The sequence below is a fragment of the Ancylomarina sp. YFZ004 genome, from assembly GCF_054254355.1.
The window spans coordinates 477,926-496,310 of the sequence record NZ_JBTCHQ010000003.1; the positions used below are offsets into that span (position 1 = coordinate 477,926).

The following is an 18,385-nucleotide window of genomic DNA, read 5'->3' on the forward strand; positions in this document are numbered from 1 at the left end:
GCTGCTTGGAAAAGCAGCCTTTCTTGTTTCACAATACCTCTAAATAAAATCACCTCCTTTGGGAGATTTCACATTCTTAAGAAATTTCATTTGTATCCCTTTCAATTGTCTAAAATCAGCATGATTTTGCTGCCCTAGCTTTAGCCTTACCTTCTCTAAACTTTCTCTTGATCCCACAAGGGTTAAGACATCTCCCATTTTCAATCGGGTATATCCTGTTGAAATAATAGGATTCTCATTACGCTTAGTTGATAAAATAATAATATCGCTAGGCATCTGAAGTTCTCGTATACTCATGCCATGGTAATCGGCATTTTGCATTTCGACATCTACTGTATCCTGACTTTCATCCATACCCAGAATGATAGATGTTGCAATTGGAGAACGAACCAAGTGATCCATCAAATTAATTAGCATAGAAGCTGGCTCAACAATAAGAGCACCTAAGTCCTGAAAACGCTTCATAAATGTTCTATCGTGCAAACGCACAACCAGGTGACGCGTACCAAATTGTTCATAAGCCAATTCGCATATCTCTAAGCTCTCTTCATCTTGATAAAAAAGAACAAAACTATCAGCCTCATCAGCCCCAATACGTTTCATTTCGTCTATACCTAAATCTTTCATATGAATAACCTTAACACCCTTATATTCATGTGATGCCTTTTCTTTATCACGTGTCACCATGCTTACCTGAACATCACTCGATTTCAGCTGACGAGCTAAGGCTAGAGATTCCCCTTCGAGACCAAAAATAAAGACCTTTTTATCTCGTTTTTCATGTAAAATATCGTGCTTACGGTGAGATTCTCCTACTTTCAGAATCGCCCATTTAAAGAGTGGTGGACCTACAATTTGATTAATCACAATAACCGTAATCAGTACGGTAGCAAACTCAGCTCCCCATTCAGGGTATTTTTGGCTGACAATAGAAACCAAACCTAAAGCAACTCCTGCTTGTGTCACATAGGGTGTCCACGAAATTCGGTTATAGGATTTGGGATCTCCTGCCATGCGTCCACCAACATAAGCTCCAATAGCCATACTAATCAATCGAATAAAAAAGAAGATAATCGCAATACTAAAGGCCTGAGCAAAACTATCGAGAGATAGAGAAGCACCGGTAAGCGTGAAGAACAAAATATAGATCTTTGGAACGACTCTTTCTATAATCTTATTGAATTCTCGACGATAATTTCCATAATTAACCACATAGAAACTTGCAAGAATACAAACCAGTAAAGGCTCTACATAAATATTGAAACCTAAAAGAGCTTCGCTATAATGATGCAATTGATGTGCAAGGAAAAAAGACAAGTAGCCTAAAACAATTAAAACAAAAGCTTTCAGGCCTGTTGACAGGCTTAATCCCAAAACAAAATTCATCAATTTACCTAAAATCCATCCTAAAAAGAAAGAGAAAAGAAGCTCTCCAATAAGAATAGCTATAAGGATAAAGTTTATTGAGATTCCTGAAATAAGAGCATCGGCAATAGCAAAACAAAGCGTGAACAAAATAATAACAAGTACATCTTTTACAACCGTAACACCAATCGCTGTTTTGACAAAAGGTCCTTTAGCACGCATTTCGTTGATAATCGCAATGGCTGAAACTGGCGAACGAGCTACAAAAATAACGCCTATCAACATGGCAACAGCAATTTTCACCCCATTCGTAAATCCTGACATAAAGGGAATACGCTCACTCAAATAATAAATGGCTATAGTACTCAAAACAAAAGTGAAAAACAGTTGTCCAAAAGTCATCCATTTGATACTCTTCATTCGCCCTTTTAATTCAGCAAGATAGAGCTCGGCTCCAGCTGCAAAAGCAATAAAAGAAAGAGAAATATCATTTATAAAATTAAGTTGGGATAAAGATTCGCCAGGAATGAGTTTTAATACAAAGGGACCTGCAATAATCCCAATAACAAGGAGGCCAGTAATAATTGGCAATTTAACCTTCAGGAAGTAAAGTGACAGCCGGCTGGCAGCAACGCTTACAATTAAAAATCCGGCTAAAAAGAGAATAATATCGAGGTAGGTTTCCATAGGCAGTTGATTCCATTTGTGAATCTGAGACATAAGATAATTATTTTTTTCAAATGAATGCTTTAGATTCTCTTATTTACACAGACTTCGTGCATCCACTACAACCCAATTTTATATTTCAAATATATGGAACAAGCTTATTTTTAAATGCTGATCATTGATATGTCTAAACAAAAAGAGCTCCCTTAAAAGGGAGCTCTCTCTCAAATAAATTTCAATTTGAATTACTTTTCTTCTTTAGTAATTTCTTTATTCATCTTACGATTTTTCACATACTTCTCTAACCACTGATCTTGTTCCCATAGCATATGTAGAATAGATTCTTTAGCGGCATAACCGTGACTTTCTTTGGGCAATACAACCAAACGTACTGTTGCACCTAAGCCTTTTAATGCATTAAAATAACGCTCACTCTGCATGGTGTAAGTTCCCGAATTATTATCAGCCTTACCATGAATCAGAAGCAAAGGAGTTTTCATTTTATCAGCATTCATAAAAGGCGACATTTTGTTGTAAACCTGAGGCGCTTCCCAATAGTTACGCTCTTCACTCTGAAAACCAAAAGGAGTTAGTGTTCTATTATAAGCACCACTACGAGCAATACCAGCTGCAAACAAATTCGAATGCGTTAACAGGTTAGCCGTCATAAATGCACCATATGAGTGTCCACCTACAGCAACGCGGTTCCTATCGATATAGCCCAAATTGTCAACAGCATCGATGGCAGCTTTTGCGTTATCTACCAATTGTTTCATAAAGGTATCGTTAGGTTCAGTATCACCTTCACCAATAATTGGGAATGACGCATCATCTAAAACCACATAGCCTCGGTTAACCCAAAATATTGGAGAACCATACCATGGATATACAAACTCGTTAGGCGAACTTGTTACTTGTCCCGCACTTGCCTTGTCTTTAAATTCCTTAGGATACGCCCACATCAACATTGGTAATTTCTCTTTCTTCTCCATATCGTATCCAGCAGGAAGATATAAGGTCGCCGAAAGTTCAACACCATCTTCACGCTCGTATTTAATCACCTCTTTATGCACATTTTGAATGCTCTTAAAAGGATTCTCAGTAAATGAGATCTGCTGTGGTGCTATTCTTTTCTTGATATTACGAATATAATAGTTTGGATAATCGTTTTTGGACTGGACATTAGTGAGGATAATGCCTTTTTTGATGTTAATGACATCGGAAATACTCTCCAAAGTCGTTTTACCATCAGCTCTCCACAGACGATTAGTTTTTCCTGTTTTTAAGTTTATCTCATCAATAAAGGGACGAACACCTTCTTTGGAATAACCTCTACCATTCAAATAAGCATTATTGCCATCTAATTCAAGAGAGTAACGTCCGTATTGGTTTTTACTTGTCACAAAATTCCCTGGATCGCTGTACCTATCCTGATAGTTTCTCTCATTCAATACACGAGCTTCCTTTTCAGGATGTGCAGGATCAAATAAAAGCGTTTGGATTGTTCTGCTATTCCACCAATAGTTATAAGCTACAGCAGTCTGCTTATCTCCCCAAGTAACGCCTCCAAATCGATATTTTGTTTTTAATAAGGACTGAGCCTCTTGAGAAAAAGGGGCATCCAATGTAAACAGCTCATCACGGAAATCAACTTCTTTTGCAGGATCACCACCATCTAATGCTTCAACCCAATAAAGGCTTGATGGACGATCAGAACGCCAGGATAGATTTCTCATCCCTTTTCGTTCAGCCATAAAACCCTTAGGTAGATCTTCGATAAGAGGTACTTCAAGAATGGTTTTCACCATCACGCCCACTTGCGTGTAAATGATGGTTTTGGAAGGGAAACGATTCATAGGTACTAGGTAAGAAAAAGGTCTTTCAATAGTGGTCAGTAAGATATATTGACCATCAGGCGAAAAGGAAAAACTCTTGTACATATCTGCTTCTTTCCACAATTCTTTCTTACCAGTCAGACTCACTTTGTAAAGTTCTGAACGAACTAATTGTTCAAAATTAAATTCATCCGATTTATCCTTCAATAAATCCTGATAGGTTCTATTCTGTGCTTTTTTGCCATCGTTTACCGTAACAGTTGGCCCATAAGGGATCGCTGTCGATTTTTCAATTAAGACTTTCTTATTCTCAGGTAAAAACCTAACCAATAGAGATTTGCTATCACGATACCATGAAAAAGGACGTCCCATATTAGCATTCAATTTATCTTCAGATAATTTTGTAGCCTCTGCTTTTGCTATATCTAAAACCCATAACTCAACGCCTTTTAAAGTGGTATTGGTAAAGGCCATAAAATCCTCATCTGGAGACCATGAAAAGTTAGCAAAACGACCATCAATAGGTAATCCTTTAACAGCTATACTATTTCTATCTCCTACAATTTGAACAGCAATGCCTGTGATGTAACGCACACGACTTCCAATATTTGTTACCGGATTGATACGCAATCCACCCAATCGCAACTCTTGTTCCGATAATTCAATGATGGATTTGTAACGATTTCTCTCTAGTAAGACAATCTTGTCACCCTTACTGTTAATACGAACCGATGGAGCCATAGGCGCATCAGCCAAATCGAAAATAGCTTTGTCTGGTTTTTGATATTTAAGATCCAACTGTGCAAAACTGCTGGAATAAGCAAATACCAGAATACATGCCAAGGAAAAAATGTTTTTCATTTTAATCATGTGTTAGGTTGTTTTCATTGTCTTTTCTGATCAGCATTTGATAGGCTATGTCAAAAAAGAAATATTGATTGTGTTAGTTATTAAGTAAATACATAATATAAATCTAAACATAAATTAAATTTATAAATAGTTAAAAACAGTTAAACTATGCAATTACAACAAAGTTGACCCATCCAAAAGATTAACAAAGAACAAATCCCAATCTCAACTAGAGAATGGGATTTGCTTTTAATCATTAAGAGTTATTCGCTCTTTAAATCTGACGAATTTTCTGATTCCGTCCTATTGCAAAATAAAGCAAGGGTCCCAGAAAAGGTAAAAATATAGTGACAACGACCCAAATTAGCTTGTTAGATCCTGTAAACTCATTTCGCAAAATATCTATGAGTGCAATAATGGGTAGCAATGCAAATATTGCCAAAGCAAATAGAATAATTAAAATTTGCCACGGTCCTACTATTCCTAAATAAATCATCTTTCTTATTTTTAAATTTTATGAATTAAGTCTTAGTCCTTCAAATCCTTTTTTATTTTAATAATCTCTTTAATCATCCGCCTAGCAGTTCGTATCATCTTCTTCAACTCATATGTTTTACCCTTGATCGTTGTGGATATAAGATTTAATTTCAATTTATCCTCTGAAGCTTTAGAATCATTACAATTTAAGCAAAGTTTTATCTGAATTGAATCATTTTTTTCATTGCCTTTAAAGAATCCTTTTAAACTTTTCCAATCGTAATTCTTCAGTTCTTCCAAACTGTTTGCTTCTACAGAAAAAGAACTGACTATCGTTTTCAACTTTTGCTCTTGTGCCTGAGTATATCCAGCACAAAACATCAAAATAATTACAAGGAGTTTTTTCATTTTCAGATCTTTAATATTTAGTATTAAACTATTATTATTTTTTAAACAGGGAACTTTCTTAACGATTTTAAAAGCAGTTCTACCCATCTCTTTAATGCAATCAGTCTTCAAGAAAAACGATAAGGCTGTTTCTTATTCTCTTGACGCTATTTCAAAGGATTATACTTGTCTTTCAAAAGATTTTCAATAGATACGAAAAGGGCATCAGGTAAATTCTCCCAAGTGAACCATTCCCACTTTTCACATTTATCAGGTTCCATATTTCGCAAATCACCCGATTCATAGTCCGATAGCATAATGATCGTAACATAATGCTTCTGCTCTGCGTGAAAAACATCATTGGTTACGGTTCCAAATCGAACATTATTTATAGACAAACCTGTTTCTTCAAGTGTTTCACGAATAGCACAGTCTTCCCAAGTCTCTTGATATTCCAAATGCCCACCAGGAAAAGACCAAGTCCCCTCTCCATGGGCATTCTTCCTTTTACCAAGAAGAATCTTTCCTTCCCTGATAATGACAACCCCAACCCCTACTTTTGGTCTATTCCCTTCCATAATTTAGTTTTAAAAATACGCCCTTGTTTTCAGACTTGACTGAAAGCTTATCAAATTTATCAAAATAAACTCATATGCTCGATACTAAATCAAATAAAAACATATAGAATATAAGGAATTGCGTCCTTCAAACACTCAGGGAGTTTTCCGGAATATTATTCTTTGAGCATAAAAAAACCGGCATTGCCGGTTTTTAATGGGAGCTTATTATTATTATTGCTTATTTCGCATTTTTTTTGAATTCTTGCAGCTTTTCCCAGGCATTATCGGGGAACTCACTAACTATCTCTTCTAAGGCAGTTACTTTTAAATCATGGTTTTTATTTTTATAATCTAGATAAAGATAAGGGCCTACATAGCAAGCTCTTGCTTTGTGCACTTCTCTCATATCTGTACATCCATCTATATGCTTACCTCTATGTTTACGAACATTAACATCATACCACTCATGCCCCGGTGAGACCATTCCCCCCAAAAAAGTACTTGCAAAGGTTTTCTCTCTAACAAATTCCCTGTTAGCATTTTCCTTAGTCATTGCTCCTATTTTATCGCAATTTGCTTTAAATTCAGCCTCATTAACATCTCCATATCCGCCTTCAAATACATTGTTTCCCCATAAATCAGCGCCTAGTAATTGAACCACAATATCTCTTACTATTTCTCCAACTGAGCGAAATTCATCAATATCACTATTATCCTCTATATTGCTACATTTCCTCCCGTCTTTTTGGGAATTGCCCACAAGTGTTTCGTGGCTACCCGGCATTGTAAAAAGCCATTTCTGAGTCTCTTTATAGCAGTGGTATTGTAATACAGGTACAACCGGTGTAAAAGCATAGGTTCGCTCATCAGCTGAGTAGATTCCTACATAGCTCCTTGTGAGGTCCCAAGTGCCCCCAATTGTAAAATTACTTCTGGCTAGTTGCACTCTATTTATACGTGCTGTCTCTTCTTTTACTCCGTTTGTCGTAATCCAAGGTATTTTGACAACACCCGGGACCGGATCAATGCAAATAAGGTTTTTATGTTTTAAACGTTTATAATTTGTCCTGTTAAGTCTTTTGTTCACTACCATACATGAAATAGCACCGCGACTAAAACCGACTAAGTTGACTATAATATCGCCAATATTATCCCTTTCTATTGATTCGTAAAAATCCTGTGCTTCATTATGGCAAACCCAAAACGCTCTAGGTTGCCCGTTATAAGGATCCATCATGCTATAGTTTGTAACACAACCGTCTTGTCCTTTTCCACAACCTTCACTAATCATTTTAAAATAATTGTGGGTTTCACTCGTACGTTTTTTACCGTCAGGTTTTATATTGGCATCTAGTTCTTCATATAACTTACCGATTAATTCTTCATCAAAATTATTTTCTATATATATTCTTTCATCCATCCCTGTACCACAAATAAAGATTGTTACCACATTAATAGGTTCAACAACGCTTAAGTGGAAAACTTGGCTACCAAATACACCTGATTTATTAACCACTTGTATGGTAATATCTGAATTTATAAGATCATCTGCTACTTCCTGTGGATTAATCACGAGATCTGAAGTAGTTGTGTTGCCATCCTTAACCGTATTACTAAAGGATAAAAACCCAGGATTATTTACAATATTAAATACCAAAGCCTCGCCACCTTCATCTGTTGCAGTAATGGTGATTTGTTTCGTACGACCTGCAGTTAAAATAACATCAGCAATTTCTTCTAGTACTGGAGGAATAGCAGGTTTTTCTAATACATTTATTTTAAAACTAGTATTGTCCTTTTTCTCTGATTCATCATTCACTTCAAGTGATACATTATGTATCCCCAGTTCGTCTAAATTTGGAGCAATACTCAGATTTACAACAGTAGTATCTCCATTATAATGAGTCGTGTAAATGCTCACAAAATCAGGTTTTTCAATAAATTCAAATTTTAGTTGATCCCCATCAACATCTACTGCGCAGAGATCAAGATTGGTTGTTGTACCAGCTTGTACAGATTGGTCGACTATATCAATACATTTTGGGGAACTATTAGTCAGTTCTTTTTCTATTGTATCCTTGTCATCGCTACATGAATTGACCAGACATAAGGCCATGATCATAAATAGTATGACTCCAATAGCGTATTTTACGTCTATCTTTTTAAATAAATTATTCGTTTTCATGGCATAAAATTTTTAGGTCAAAAATCCTTCCTCATCATTTACAAAGTATGACATTAATCGAATAATTTTGGGGTATGAGAGGGGTACAAAAGGGCTATCTCTAGGGGTAGAAAGAGGGAAACAGTGAGCGAGTCTGTTGATGTCCTTTTAAAAAAAGGATATGCACTGAGTGAAGTATGACTTAGACTCAGAGAAAGGGAAAAGCAGGACATAATCTAGCTTATTCCCAAATTAGAATTTTGCCAAAAATGCTAGCAAAGAAATATCGGCACATTGCAGATTGAGCTTGTGTCGGAGTCGCCTGCGAGCGGCTTTAATGGTGTTCACTTGTTGGCAAGTGACATGCGCAATCTCTTTTGTAGAGAGGTTTAGTTTTATAAAGGCCAATAATCGCAAATCACATTCTGTTAAAGAAGGGTATTGCCGTAGTAAAGTGACAAAATAGTCTGGATGAACATCGCATATTCTGTTTTTTAATTCTTTCCAAATATTATCATTGGTCACCATAGCTATTTCATGCATGATGTCATTTATCTGGTCCTGACATGTTTTATCATTCTGCTGTGGTAATTTCTTCAGACATTTCAGTTTCAGCAACAATTGATTCAAAAGCTCGTTTGACTGGTATTGAATGAGGGTCGAATGCTCTAATTCTCTTTTTAATCGTTCAAGGTCCTGCTTTAAAGCTTGATTTTCAGCCTTCAGTTTTACTAGCATCTTTGAAAGATGCCCATTCTTAGCTGTTTTTATTTCATCAATTAACCGGACAGAAAGTACCTGAACCGTATCTCCATTGATTCGGAATGGGTACATCCGCATTTCACAAGGGAGGTGATTTTTATCACTAGTTGGCAGGGAGATGTGGGCAATTTCTCTTTCTGCATTTTCCAATTGGACTAATAAGTCTCTTTCCTCGGGCATCACCAACGATACCAGCGACCTCCCTATAAGCTCCTTGTATTCGTAACCTGTAAAACTAATAAATCGACTGCTCACATCGGTTATCTGGTCGTCTTTCACAAATACAATAGCTTCCATAGCCGCGTCTATCAAAGCCTTTAATCGTTTTTCGTTGCAGGAAGCTTCTTCCCTTTGTTTGTTTATTAGACAATTTTGTTGTTCAATGGTTTTTAAATGTCCTGAGAAATCAATAGCTGATTGAACCCGGGCCAATAGCTCAATTTTATCGAATGGTTTCCTTATGTAATCCATTGCCCCTGACTCCAATGCATATTTCAAATCAGCACTTTTCATCATAGCACCGGTTGCGATAATCATAGGGGTATTTCGTGTACTTTTATTTTTTCTGATACATTTGATGGCTTCTACACCGTCTATTCCCGGCAAATCCCAATCCATCAAAATCAGATCAGGCAGCTCTTTTAAGGCAATAGTTATCGCATCTTCGCCACAAGTAGAACACAGGATATTAAAGTATCCCCCTTCGAACAAACAGTTGAGCATCGATTGAAGGTTGTCCTGATGATCGTCGACAATGAGTATTTTTAAATTAGTTGTTTGCATCCTGATTAATGATTTGTCGCCTGATTAAGTAATTCAGTATATCTTGTTTGATTAGCTGTGAAAATGGCTGACTTCACATCGTCCACCCATCTCTCTATTTCGATATCCTGACTTGTATCTATAACCGATAATCTCTGAATAATTCGACCAGCCTTATAGATATTTTGAGTTTTCAATTCTGAGACAACTGGTTTTAATAAAACAAGAGCCTCATCGGGCAAAGTGGTTGACACCCGCTGTTTTTCAATTTTCATTGTTAAGGCAGCTTTATTATTCGAAGCAGGTAAGCTAAAAGTCATTGTTGTCCCTTTATCCGAAGTGTCCGATACCCATATATTACCATCCATGGCCTTTAAACTCATTTTGCAGAATGTCAGTCCTATACCGGAAGAGTGTTCAGAGCTGGTCGTCTTTGTACTGAATCGGGTAAACATATCAAATACCTTGTCTTTATACGCTATGGGGATACCTGATCCAAAATCCCTAACTTTAACAAAAACACAATCACCATTGATCTTGTGTTTTGACGTAATGTAAATAATGCCATTTAGATTTGAATATTTAATGGCATTGGTCAACAAATTAACCAGCACACGCACCAGTATACCAGGATCTGCCATAATGAATCCTGGTTCAGTTAAATTGTATTCAACCGACAGGCCCCTGTTGGCCATGAGAAAATCAACCTGATTGACAGCTTCACGAATAGCAGATTGAAGATTTACAGGTTGAATATCAAATTTTGGTCTTATTTTTTCCATATGATGCACATCAAGGATATTTTCTACCAAAACAAGCATTTGACGCCCCGATTCATTAATTTTTTTCGAATTTGATTTACTTATAACTGAACTACTATAGTTGAGAATCGCATTAAGAGGATTTTTCAGATCATGTATGATCGATTCAATCAAACTATTTTTTAAATGCTGTACCTCTTTTAACTCACGATAGGCCTGATTAAGACGGTCGCTTTGATCTTCGATATATTTCTTTTGTTCGGTGATCTTTATAATAGCTGTTTTATTCTCTATAAAAACATTGTGCGACAAGCGAACATAGATACCCTGACAGATGACGAAACCAGCCAGAATAGCAATAATCTCGACGGCTTTATTTATTATAAACGGGTCATTGTAGGTGAATACAGCGTAAACAATTGCTGTTATACAAATGGCAGTTATCAAATAGGGATGAATACCCCTTACAATAAATGCACAAACGGCCACATATAAAACACAAAATAAAGCAGCCTGAAAGGCATAAGTCGCAATGTATTTGGATTCGCTTTCGAACAACAACTTTAAATCAGGGATGAGAATAACAAAGAAGAGTGGATAAACCAAAATCAGATAGGCCTTTTTAACCGAAATGATGCCATATAGAAACAAACCAAAATCGACGAGACAGAGTGTTATAAAACCACCATAAACAAACATTAAAGGTCCGGCATATACAGCGTAATTGATATAACATTCTACTGAAGCCGTGAGCGTCGTGACAACAATAACCATCAGCACAACAATCCTATTGGTGCGATTATATTTTTGCTCTAATTTGTATGAGGCATATTCTTCCAACATACGCTAGTAATTAGGGTGTAATAGAAAACAAAAAAAAAGATGTACCTGCAAATGAATAAGTAAGTTACAGAATCTTTTCTTTAAAGTAACGATAGAAATAACAAGTTCCACTAAAGATAAATTCGCTTGCGTTGGTGGACTTAAACCATAGGTGAAATTACCATTCACACAATATGGTCAGTTCTTTAGATATAGCAGTCTCAACAGGGAAACAACCCATCTCATTCGTCGATAAAAAGCACCTATTTAATATCGGATAATGAGAATATCTGGAACAGGGAAATCAATTCAAATGCCAGTCTGAGCATCAATTCTTCCATCTCCATATTTAATGGTGCCAAGCTAAAAAACAGCCTGAGTCAAAGCAAATTTGATGTGGTAGCTGCCGATTGGATGTCTAAATACAAGTGGGCAATTTACAGTTTTATTGCCTGTGCATTTTGGAATTTAGTTGGAGCAGGTATTCTTGGATTCTTGATTAATCCACCTCTTGCACTTTACTACATGCAAGGTCTAAACACAACGCCTCTTCACGGTCACACCGCACTATTTGGTGTATATGGCATGTTGGGAATTATCTTACATAAGCCTCTCAACTCAAAAAAAAACACCCCAAATGTTGTGTCTAACATTTGGGGTGTTTTTCATTTTAAATATAGTGATTCATTTAATATCCTATTTTATTGAATCTAACTATTGTATCACAATCAGGGTCGATTCAGAATCATCCGCAGCTTCCTTATCAATCCATTCAATAAAAACAGTGAAACTAAGACTAACATTTGGATCTTTAATTAAGAAAGGACTGTAATCAAGCACCAATGAATGGTCATTACCAACTTCAAGAATCTTTGAAGGAGAAACATACTGCCCACGTTCCATTTTAACACCATCAATAATCCAATTGATACGTATTTCCTTTATTGAAGAAATTTCACCCATTTTAAACCAACGGGGACCAACTTTTTGAAGGTCTTTATCAATGGCAGCTAAAATATTAAACTCAGGAATTGCGTTAATTGATGTTCTAAACTGTATCGTACTGCTTCTCCCCACTTTTCCTAGAGGATCTCTGGCTTCAATATAAAAGCTATAATCCGTATTCGACTCAAGGTGAGTTAATAAAATTGGATTATTATTGGTATTAACCGCTCCGTCAATCTGACCATTACCTCTCACATTTCCGATATATCTAGTACCCGGATCAAGAGCAGTTCCATTAACATAGTAGGTATAAATCAAATTTGACCCATCTAAATCGGCAGCAAAATTGTTCTCTAATTCTAAATAGCTAAAGCCCGTATGTTTTATTTCAAGATTGGCATTCCAAACAGGAACCTGATTTTCAGGTGTTGTAAAGTCTGTGTTTTTTTCCAAAGCGATACTTCCATCGGCATGTTTAATGATCAATTGAAAATTGTAATGCGTTTGTTCCTTAAGTTTAGTGAGCACTTTGGATGATACCGCTTTTCCCCAATCTTCTTTTACACCATTCAGATGGGCTTCAAAAGTCATATTACTAAAATCATCAAATCGATCGCTATTCTTTGCCGTAAAATCATTCAAATCGATCTCAACCTGACTGTATGACTTTGGATCAATCACCATATTGAAGTCAATCGCTTGTGGATAAGCCAAGGTTTTTATATCAATCTCTTTCTCATAATCGACGCCTCTTCTTTTAGCAACAAGCTTCACTTTATAGTTGGTATTCGATTGCAGATTTTCCAAAGTATAGTGTCTATCAGAAGAAACCATGTTTTCCGAACCATTCATAAAAAGTTTGAAATAATCATTAAACGCGATTTCTGTAAGATTCCAGTTTAATTCAATTGATCGAACACCTACATCTCCGACATTTAGTATTAGCTCAGGAATTGCTTCCGCTTCGGTCGTAAAGTTGATGATCTGTTCATTTGTGGTCATGTTTTCAGACTTAGCCACAATCTTTGCCTCATAATCTTTACCCGCATCCAAATTGGTAAAGGTGAATGCATTCCCGCTTGCATCGTAGGTGTACGCTAATCCGTTCAAATACGCCTCATAGGTAATCGCTCCTCCCGAAGGTAATTCTGAATTAGTCCAGCTTACTTTTGCCTGAGATCTTGTGACCTCCTCTACTTTTAATTCAAAATCAGTAGGAAGCTCATGATTTAGCGTCGTAAAAGATACGGTTTGAGCAAGAGGGAAAATAACACTTTCACATCTGGCTTCAACCTTATATTCATAATTTTCACCAGCACGAAGCCCACTAGCCTGATAATATGCTTCTTCCAATCCTCTTATGGCAATCGAACCACTACCATAATAAACATCATAAGTCACCTTACTACCATCACTAGCCACACATTCCGTCCAGCTTAAAAGAGCCGATGTTTGTTTAATATCCTGCGAACTGATAGTAAAATCAGATAAGCTTGGTGCAGCAAGAGTCGTAAACTCAGTCGTCTTTTCCAGTGTTTTGCTGTAGGCATTTTTGGCCTCTATCTTTAGCTTATAAAGCTTCCCTGCTTCCAATCGGTCCAATAAAAGCTGATTGTCGTTGAAAATTTCACCCTTGAAAAAGCCATTGACAAACACCTTATAGCTAAGAATCACATTATTGTCACCTGTTGTTTCCCAACGGACAAGGGCTGATTTGTGGCTTATATTCTCTACGAAAACCTTAAAATCGGCAGGACCATCAGCTTCCAAAGTTTTAAATTCAACGAACTTTGTCTTTACTTTACCATGCTCATTTGCAGCCTCTACCGTAGCAGTATATGCCGTATTAAAACTCAAGTCCTTGAATTCATATTCCAAAACCTCAAGACCTTTAGCTTGTTCTACGCCATTCAACAAAACCCTGTAAGTCAATTCTTCAGATTCAGATCCGCTCCAAATAACTTTGGCACCTTCACCTGTCAAACTTTCAACTGAAAGAGTGAAATCATTGGGTTCAGCATAATCACTGGTTGTCAATTCCAAAACAGTTTCCACGGTTTTGTCAAACTCATTTTTAGCAATAAGTTTGATACGATATAATTTATTCCCTAGCAATTCGGTAAAAGTATATTCATTAACATCAAGATCTTCTGCCTTAAGCACATCATCTAAATAGATCGCATAAGACAAGCTTTGAGTCGGATCAGAATTCACCCAAGACACCTTTATTTGATCAGTAGACAATTCATCCTTTTTTAAACCAACTGCAGCAGGACTTGGCGTATCGTTAGTTTTTAAAGAATAGGACGCAATAATTTGTGTCTCATAGGTACTTTTTGCTATAACTTCTAAATTATAAGTTGTAAGGGCTTCAAGTTTCTCAAATCGATACTTCAGATCTTCAATAGCCTTTCCTTTCAATTCGTCATTCAAATAAACATCGTATACAATCTTCGATTTATCCGAAATAAGTGAAGCCGTCCATTGAATTTCAGCAAAATTGTACCCCACCCCTTTAACAGACACATCAAATTGAGAAGGACTCAATTTAAATTCAGGTTCAGAATTTGTTTCATCCTTGCTGCAACTCAACACCAGGCCTATAGTTGCTATCAACAACCACATCAACTTTACTTTCATATTCTCTTTTTATTTTCAATTTCATTAAAGCATAATTCAAGCTTGAATACACTTACAATACTTCCATCATTCTACAGATAAGAATTCCTCTTAAGCTTTCTTTTCTGTAGGTATAACAGTCAAATTCATTTTAACCCTACTTGAAAGACATGCTTTTTCTATTTTTTTTGCAAGCGTGCAAAGAAAATACATTTACTCTGATTTAACAAAATAACAATCTACTTATTATAAGCGTTTTGCAATTTTTAACACGCCATTAAAATTTAATACATAAATTCAATTATCAGAACGATTTACAACATTTTCAAATATTTCATATATCCATAGACTTTAAGATTAATTCATACGAATTATAAAATAATAATTTTAGCTTTGCCTCATATTAGAGAAAGAGATGTTCATGTCCTCTACTCTTGATTACAAAACAAAAAACCGAAACAAATGGAATTTTCATACCAAGCACCTGATACCAAGATTGAAAGCATAGAAACCTATAATAATTGGGATTTAGAAAAGCTGATTACCTTTATTGGAACAGAGTATCACCAGAAGATTGAAGCTGACATTAATGATTTAATGCCTCATATCGACAAAGTGGTTCGTGTGCATGGAGAATCTCATCCTCACCTACCAGCGGTTCGTAACTTATTCCTGCAGTTGGTTGCGGAGCTTAAGGTGCATACACAAAAAGAGGTGATGGTATTTGATTTGATTGATGATATTAAGTCTAATGTCGATATTCTAGAGTTTGAGATTTCGTCATTAGCTGGGAATCATATTGCTTTCGAGAGCGTTCTTGAAAATATTTCAGAACTAACACACACATTTACAGCCCCTGCAGGTTCATGCAAAACTTACAATATCGTTTATGATTCATTAAGATCATTCAACGAGAAATTAACGAACTACAGAGAGCTTGAAACTAAAGTGCTTTTCGAAAAGATTAAGGCTTAATAAAAAGCTTAAAACATAGAAAGAGGCTTGTCATAAATGACAAGCCTCTTTTTGTATCTGGATCTGACAGCTTAATGAATACAAAAAAACAGTAATATAGATGGGTTTTGTATCAAAATGAATCCTTATCTATCATTCCTTGTCATTAATCTGAAAACGAATAGTTGTACCTTTATAGAGAAGCCTACATACCAGTAGAAATAAAGTGCAGGCTTAGAATCTGTATTTTGAGACAGATAAAAAGCATGAACAGACCTGAACCAAGAAGGAAAGCTATCAGTGAAAGCAACAAAAAAGAAATGACATTTCGTTTTTATGCTGAGCTAAATGATTTCCTGCCTCCAAGGCGGAAACAGATAGTCTTTGTACAAGCTTTCAAAACGCCAGTTACCGTTCGTGAGTGCATTGAATCGATCGGCATCCCACTTTCTGAAGTCGATATGATACTCGTCAATGGAACATCAGTAGATTTAGAGTACAAGCTTAGCGAGTATGATTACATCTCCGTCTATCCTGTTTTTGAAACTCTGGATGTTTCAACAATCACAAAAGTGAGAAAAACAGCCTTGCGCACCACCCTATTTGTTGTGGATGCCCATTTGGGTAAACTAGCAAAGTACTTGAGAATGCTTGGTTTCGACACCTATTACAGATCGGATATCGGAGATGATGAGATTATTTCGATCGCCGCTAAAGAAAATCGGATTATTCTCACACGGGATAAACCCTTACTAAGATCGAAGGAAATTAGCCATGGTTATTTTGTGAGGTCCATCGAAAAACATGAACAGCTCAAAGAAGTTGTCAATAAGTTTGATCTGAAAAGCCAGTTCAGATCCTTTACACGCTGCATGACTTGCAATACAAGTCTAGAGAGAGCCAATAAAGAGAAAATCCAGAATAAAGTGGATCAAGATATCCTCAGAATCTTCAGCGCTTTTTTTTATTGCGAACAGTGCGATAAGCTGTATTGGAAAGGCTCCCATTTTAAGAGGATGGAAGCCTATATCAGAAATTTAATCTAATCGCAGGTCAGAACAGGCAATTGCCGTTATTTCATTGAGATCAGTAAGCATAAAACAGCCCTTACTCTTGTTTATTTCAAGCATATTTGCTTCGAAAAGAACTAGTCAACTATGGTAAATGTGCGCTTGTTGCAAGTCCTTTGATTGCCTCACTATTATTATCATACATAAATCTAAGGTGAGCACTATTTTCATTTACCTTAAACTCAATATTATTACAATAATAGGTTCCCTGTTTCATAGGGCATGCTAAGTCAAAATCTATTTGATTCAATACGAATTGTTTGCTTGTTAAAATTTTATAATTGATCGTTATATCCTGACTAATTAACTTGTTATCACTTTCAGTAAATCCAAAATCACTAAGGGAATTTTTCAAACTTTCAAGTTCAGATTGAGTCAGCGTTAAGTGAAGTTGTGTAATCCTATTAAAGCTCTTATTATACTCTACAGAATCAGCACTAATATTCAGATCTGTTGTTCTTCTATAAACGGCATATTTATCCCAGCTAATTACATTTTTAAGATCATCTCGATTAAATCCTACACTCATTAATTCTTCTTTAGGAGATTCCATAAGCCAGGAGAATATCCTCAAAGAATCGCTATGTTTTAAACTTAAAAAATTAAACCAGGGATATAATTTACCTTTACGCTTAATCTTTCTTTCTGAATAGGTAATATTCTCTTTTGTTTTATTCCAGTGATCTCTAATGGCATTTAATGTGCCTAGTTTATCTGTTCTAAAAGCAAGTCCCAATTCGCCAATTTTATCTTTTTTATCACCAGTTGGATTGAAGATCTCCAAATATTGATGTCTTCCAAATAAATATTTCCCTGTCCATGATTTTTTATCTGAATGAACAGTCTGTTCTTTATTGTATGAGAAATCATCCAACATTTTCATACAATCAAACAGATTATTAAAAGTAGAATCATCAATAACGACATAGAGATGGTTGAATCGTATGTTTTTTTTATAATTGGTTTTACTTTTATCAGTCACTGAAGTACAGCCAATAGCTAATAAAATAAACAGGCATAGATATCTCATTATTTTTTTTTAATGTCTAAACTAAGAAATGATAGGCATAAAGTTATATTCTAAATAAATATCGTATTATATATTTTGTTGCATTTAAGGGATACTATGAATAATGCGTGCAGACCTAAATCTATAGGTTTAGGTCTTTTTTAAAAACAATCACTCACACAGTAAACACATGTTTTTCAACCCATTTCTCAAACACATTTCTAAAATTATGAAAATTTAAAAGGCTTTCAAACTCTACTTAAAATTATATTTAAATAAGAATATAATATAAAGCCTTAATTCACATCTCCATCACTTGTGATTATCAACAATAAAAAATTTAGTCAAACAAAAAGCCAACTCCTTAAAGTCGGCTTT

Annotated in this window: 13 protein-coding genes; 3 read left to right on the forward strand and 10 right to left on the reverse strand. The window is 35.8% G+C overall.

Going from position 1 to position 18,385, the window contains the following annotated elements; all coding sequences use genetic code 11:
• Positions 1-39: 39 nt before the first annotated feature.
• From ACXR6G_RS07505 to ACXR6G_RS07540, 8 genes are all read right to left on the reverse strand, one after another.
• Positions 40-2,085, reverse strand: coding sequence for a cation:proton antiporter domain-containing protein (locus ACXR6G_RS07505; RefSeq protein ID WP_458360798.1), 2,046 nt, complete (start codon positions 2,083-2,085; stop codon positions 40-42).
• A gap of 191 nt (positions 2,086-2,276) precedes the next feature.
• Positions 2,277-4,727: a prolyl oligopeptidase family serine peptidase gene (locus tag ACXR6G_RS07510; RefSeq protein ID WP_458360799.1), complete on the reverse strand. Its 2,451-nt coding sequence runs from the start codon at positions 4,725-4,727 to the stop codon at positions 2,277-2,279.
• A 262-nt stretch (positions 4,728-4,989) separates the two neighbouring features.
• Positions 4,990-5,211 carry a PLD nuclease N-terminal domain-containing protein gene (locus ACXR6G_RS07515; protein ID WP_458360800.1) on the reverse strand — a complete coding sequence of 74 codons (222 nt, stop codon included), beginning with the start codon at positions 5,209-5,211 and terminating at the stop codon, positions 4,990-4,992.
• A 32-nt stretch (positions 5,212-5,243) separates the two neighbouring features.
• Positions 5,244-5,600, reverse strand: coding sequence for a hypothetical protein (locus ACXR6G_RS07520; RefSeq protein ID WP_458360801.1), 357 nt, complete (start codon positions 5,598-5,600; stop codon positions 5,244-5,246).
• Between the two features lie 146 nt (positions 5,601-5,746).
• Positions 5,747-6,157 carry a nucleotide triphosphate diphosphatase NUDT15 gene (locus ACXR6G_RS07525; RefSeq protein ID WP_458360802.1) on the reverse strand — a complete coding sequence of 137 codons (411 nt, stop codon included), beginning with the start codon at positions 6,155-6,157 and terminating at the stop codon, positions 5,747-5,749.
• Between the two features lie 220 nt (positions 6,158-6,377).
• On the reverse strand, positions 6,378-8,324 hold the full coding sequence (locus tag ACXR6G_RS07530; protein WP_458360803.1) for a COG1470 family protein: 1,947 nt from the start codon (positions 8,322-8,324) through the stop codon (positions 6,378-6,380).
• A gap of 231 nt (positions 8,325-8,555) precedes the next feature.
• Complete coding sequence (locus ACXR6G_RS07535) at positions 8,556-9,848, reverse strand: response regulator (protein ID WP_458360804.1); 1,293 nt, start codon at positions 9,846-9,848, stop codon at positions 8,556-8,558.
• A gap of 5 nt (positions 9,849-9,853) precedes the next feature.
• Positions 9,854-11,431 (reverse strand): sensor histidine kinase, encoded by a 1,578-nt coding sequence (locus tag ACXR6G_RS07540; protein WP_458360805.1) that lies wholly within the window; start codon positions 11,429-11,431, stop codon positions 9,854-9,856.
• 375 nt (positions 11,432-11,806) lie between these two features.
• Between ACXR6G_RS07540 and ACXR6G_RS07545 the strand changes: the two genes are divergently transcribed.
• The gene (locus ACXR6G_RS07545; protein WP_458360806.1) at positions 11,807-12,118 is read left to right on the forward strand and encodes a cbb3-type cytochrome c oxidase subunit I; all 312 of its coding nucleotides are present in this window, start codon (positions 11,807-11,809) and stop codon (positions 12,116-12,118) included.
• 6 nt (positions 12,119-12,124) lie between these two features.
• Here the strand turns inward: ACXR6G_RS07545 and ACXR6G_RS07550 are convergent, their stop codons facing one another.
• On the reverse strand, positions 12,125-14,995 hold the full coding sequence (locus tag ACXR6G_RS07550; protein ID WP_458360807.1) for a hypothetical protein: 2,871 nt from the start codon (positions 14,993-14,995) through the stop codon (positions 12,125-12,127).
• 441 nt (positions 14,996-15,436) lie between these two features.
• On the opposite strand from ACXR6G_RS07550, the gene ACXR6G_RS07555 reads away from it, so the two are divergent.
• Positions 15,437-15,949 carry a hemerythrin domain-containing protein gene (locus ACXR6G_RS07555; protein ID WP_458360808.1) on the forward strand — a complete coding sequence of 171 codons (513 nt, stop codon included), beginning with the start codon at positions 15,437-15,439 and terminating at the stop codon, positions 15,947-15,949.
• Positions 15,950-16,194: 245 nt separating this feature from the next.
• On the forward strand, positions 16,195-16,974 hold the full coding sequence (locus tag ACXR6G_RS07560; protein WP_458360809.1) for a Mut7-C RNAse domain-containing protein: 780 nt from the start codon (positions 16,195-16,197) through the stop codon (positions 16,972-16,974).
• Between the two features lie 109 nt (positions 16,975-17,083).
• Here the strand turns inward: ACXR6G_RS07560 and ACXR6G_RS07565 are convergent, their stop codons facing one another.
• Positions 17,084-18,028 carry a DUF5829 family protein gene (locus tag ACXR6G_RS07565; protein ID WP_458360810.1) on the reverse strand — a complete coding sequence of 315 codons (945 nt, stop codon included), beginning with the start codon at positions 18,026-18,028 and terminating at the stop codon, positions 17,084-17,086.
• Between the last annotated feature and the right edge of the window lie 357 nt (positions 18,029-18,385).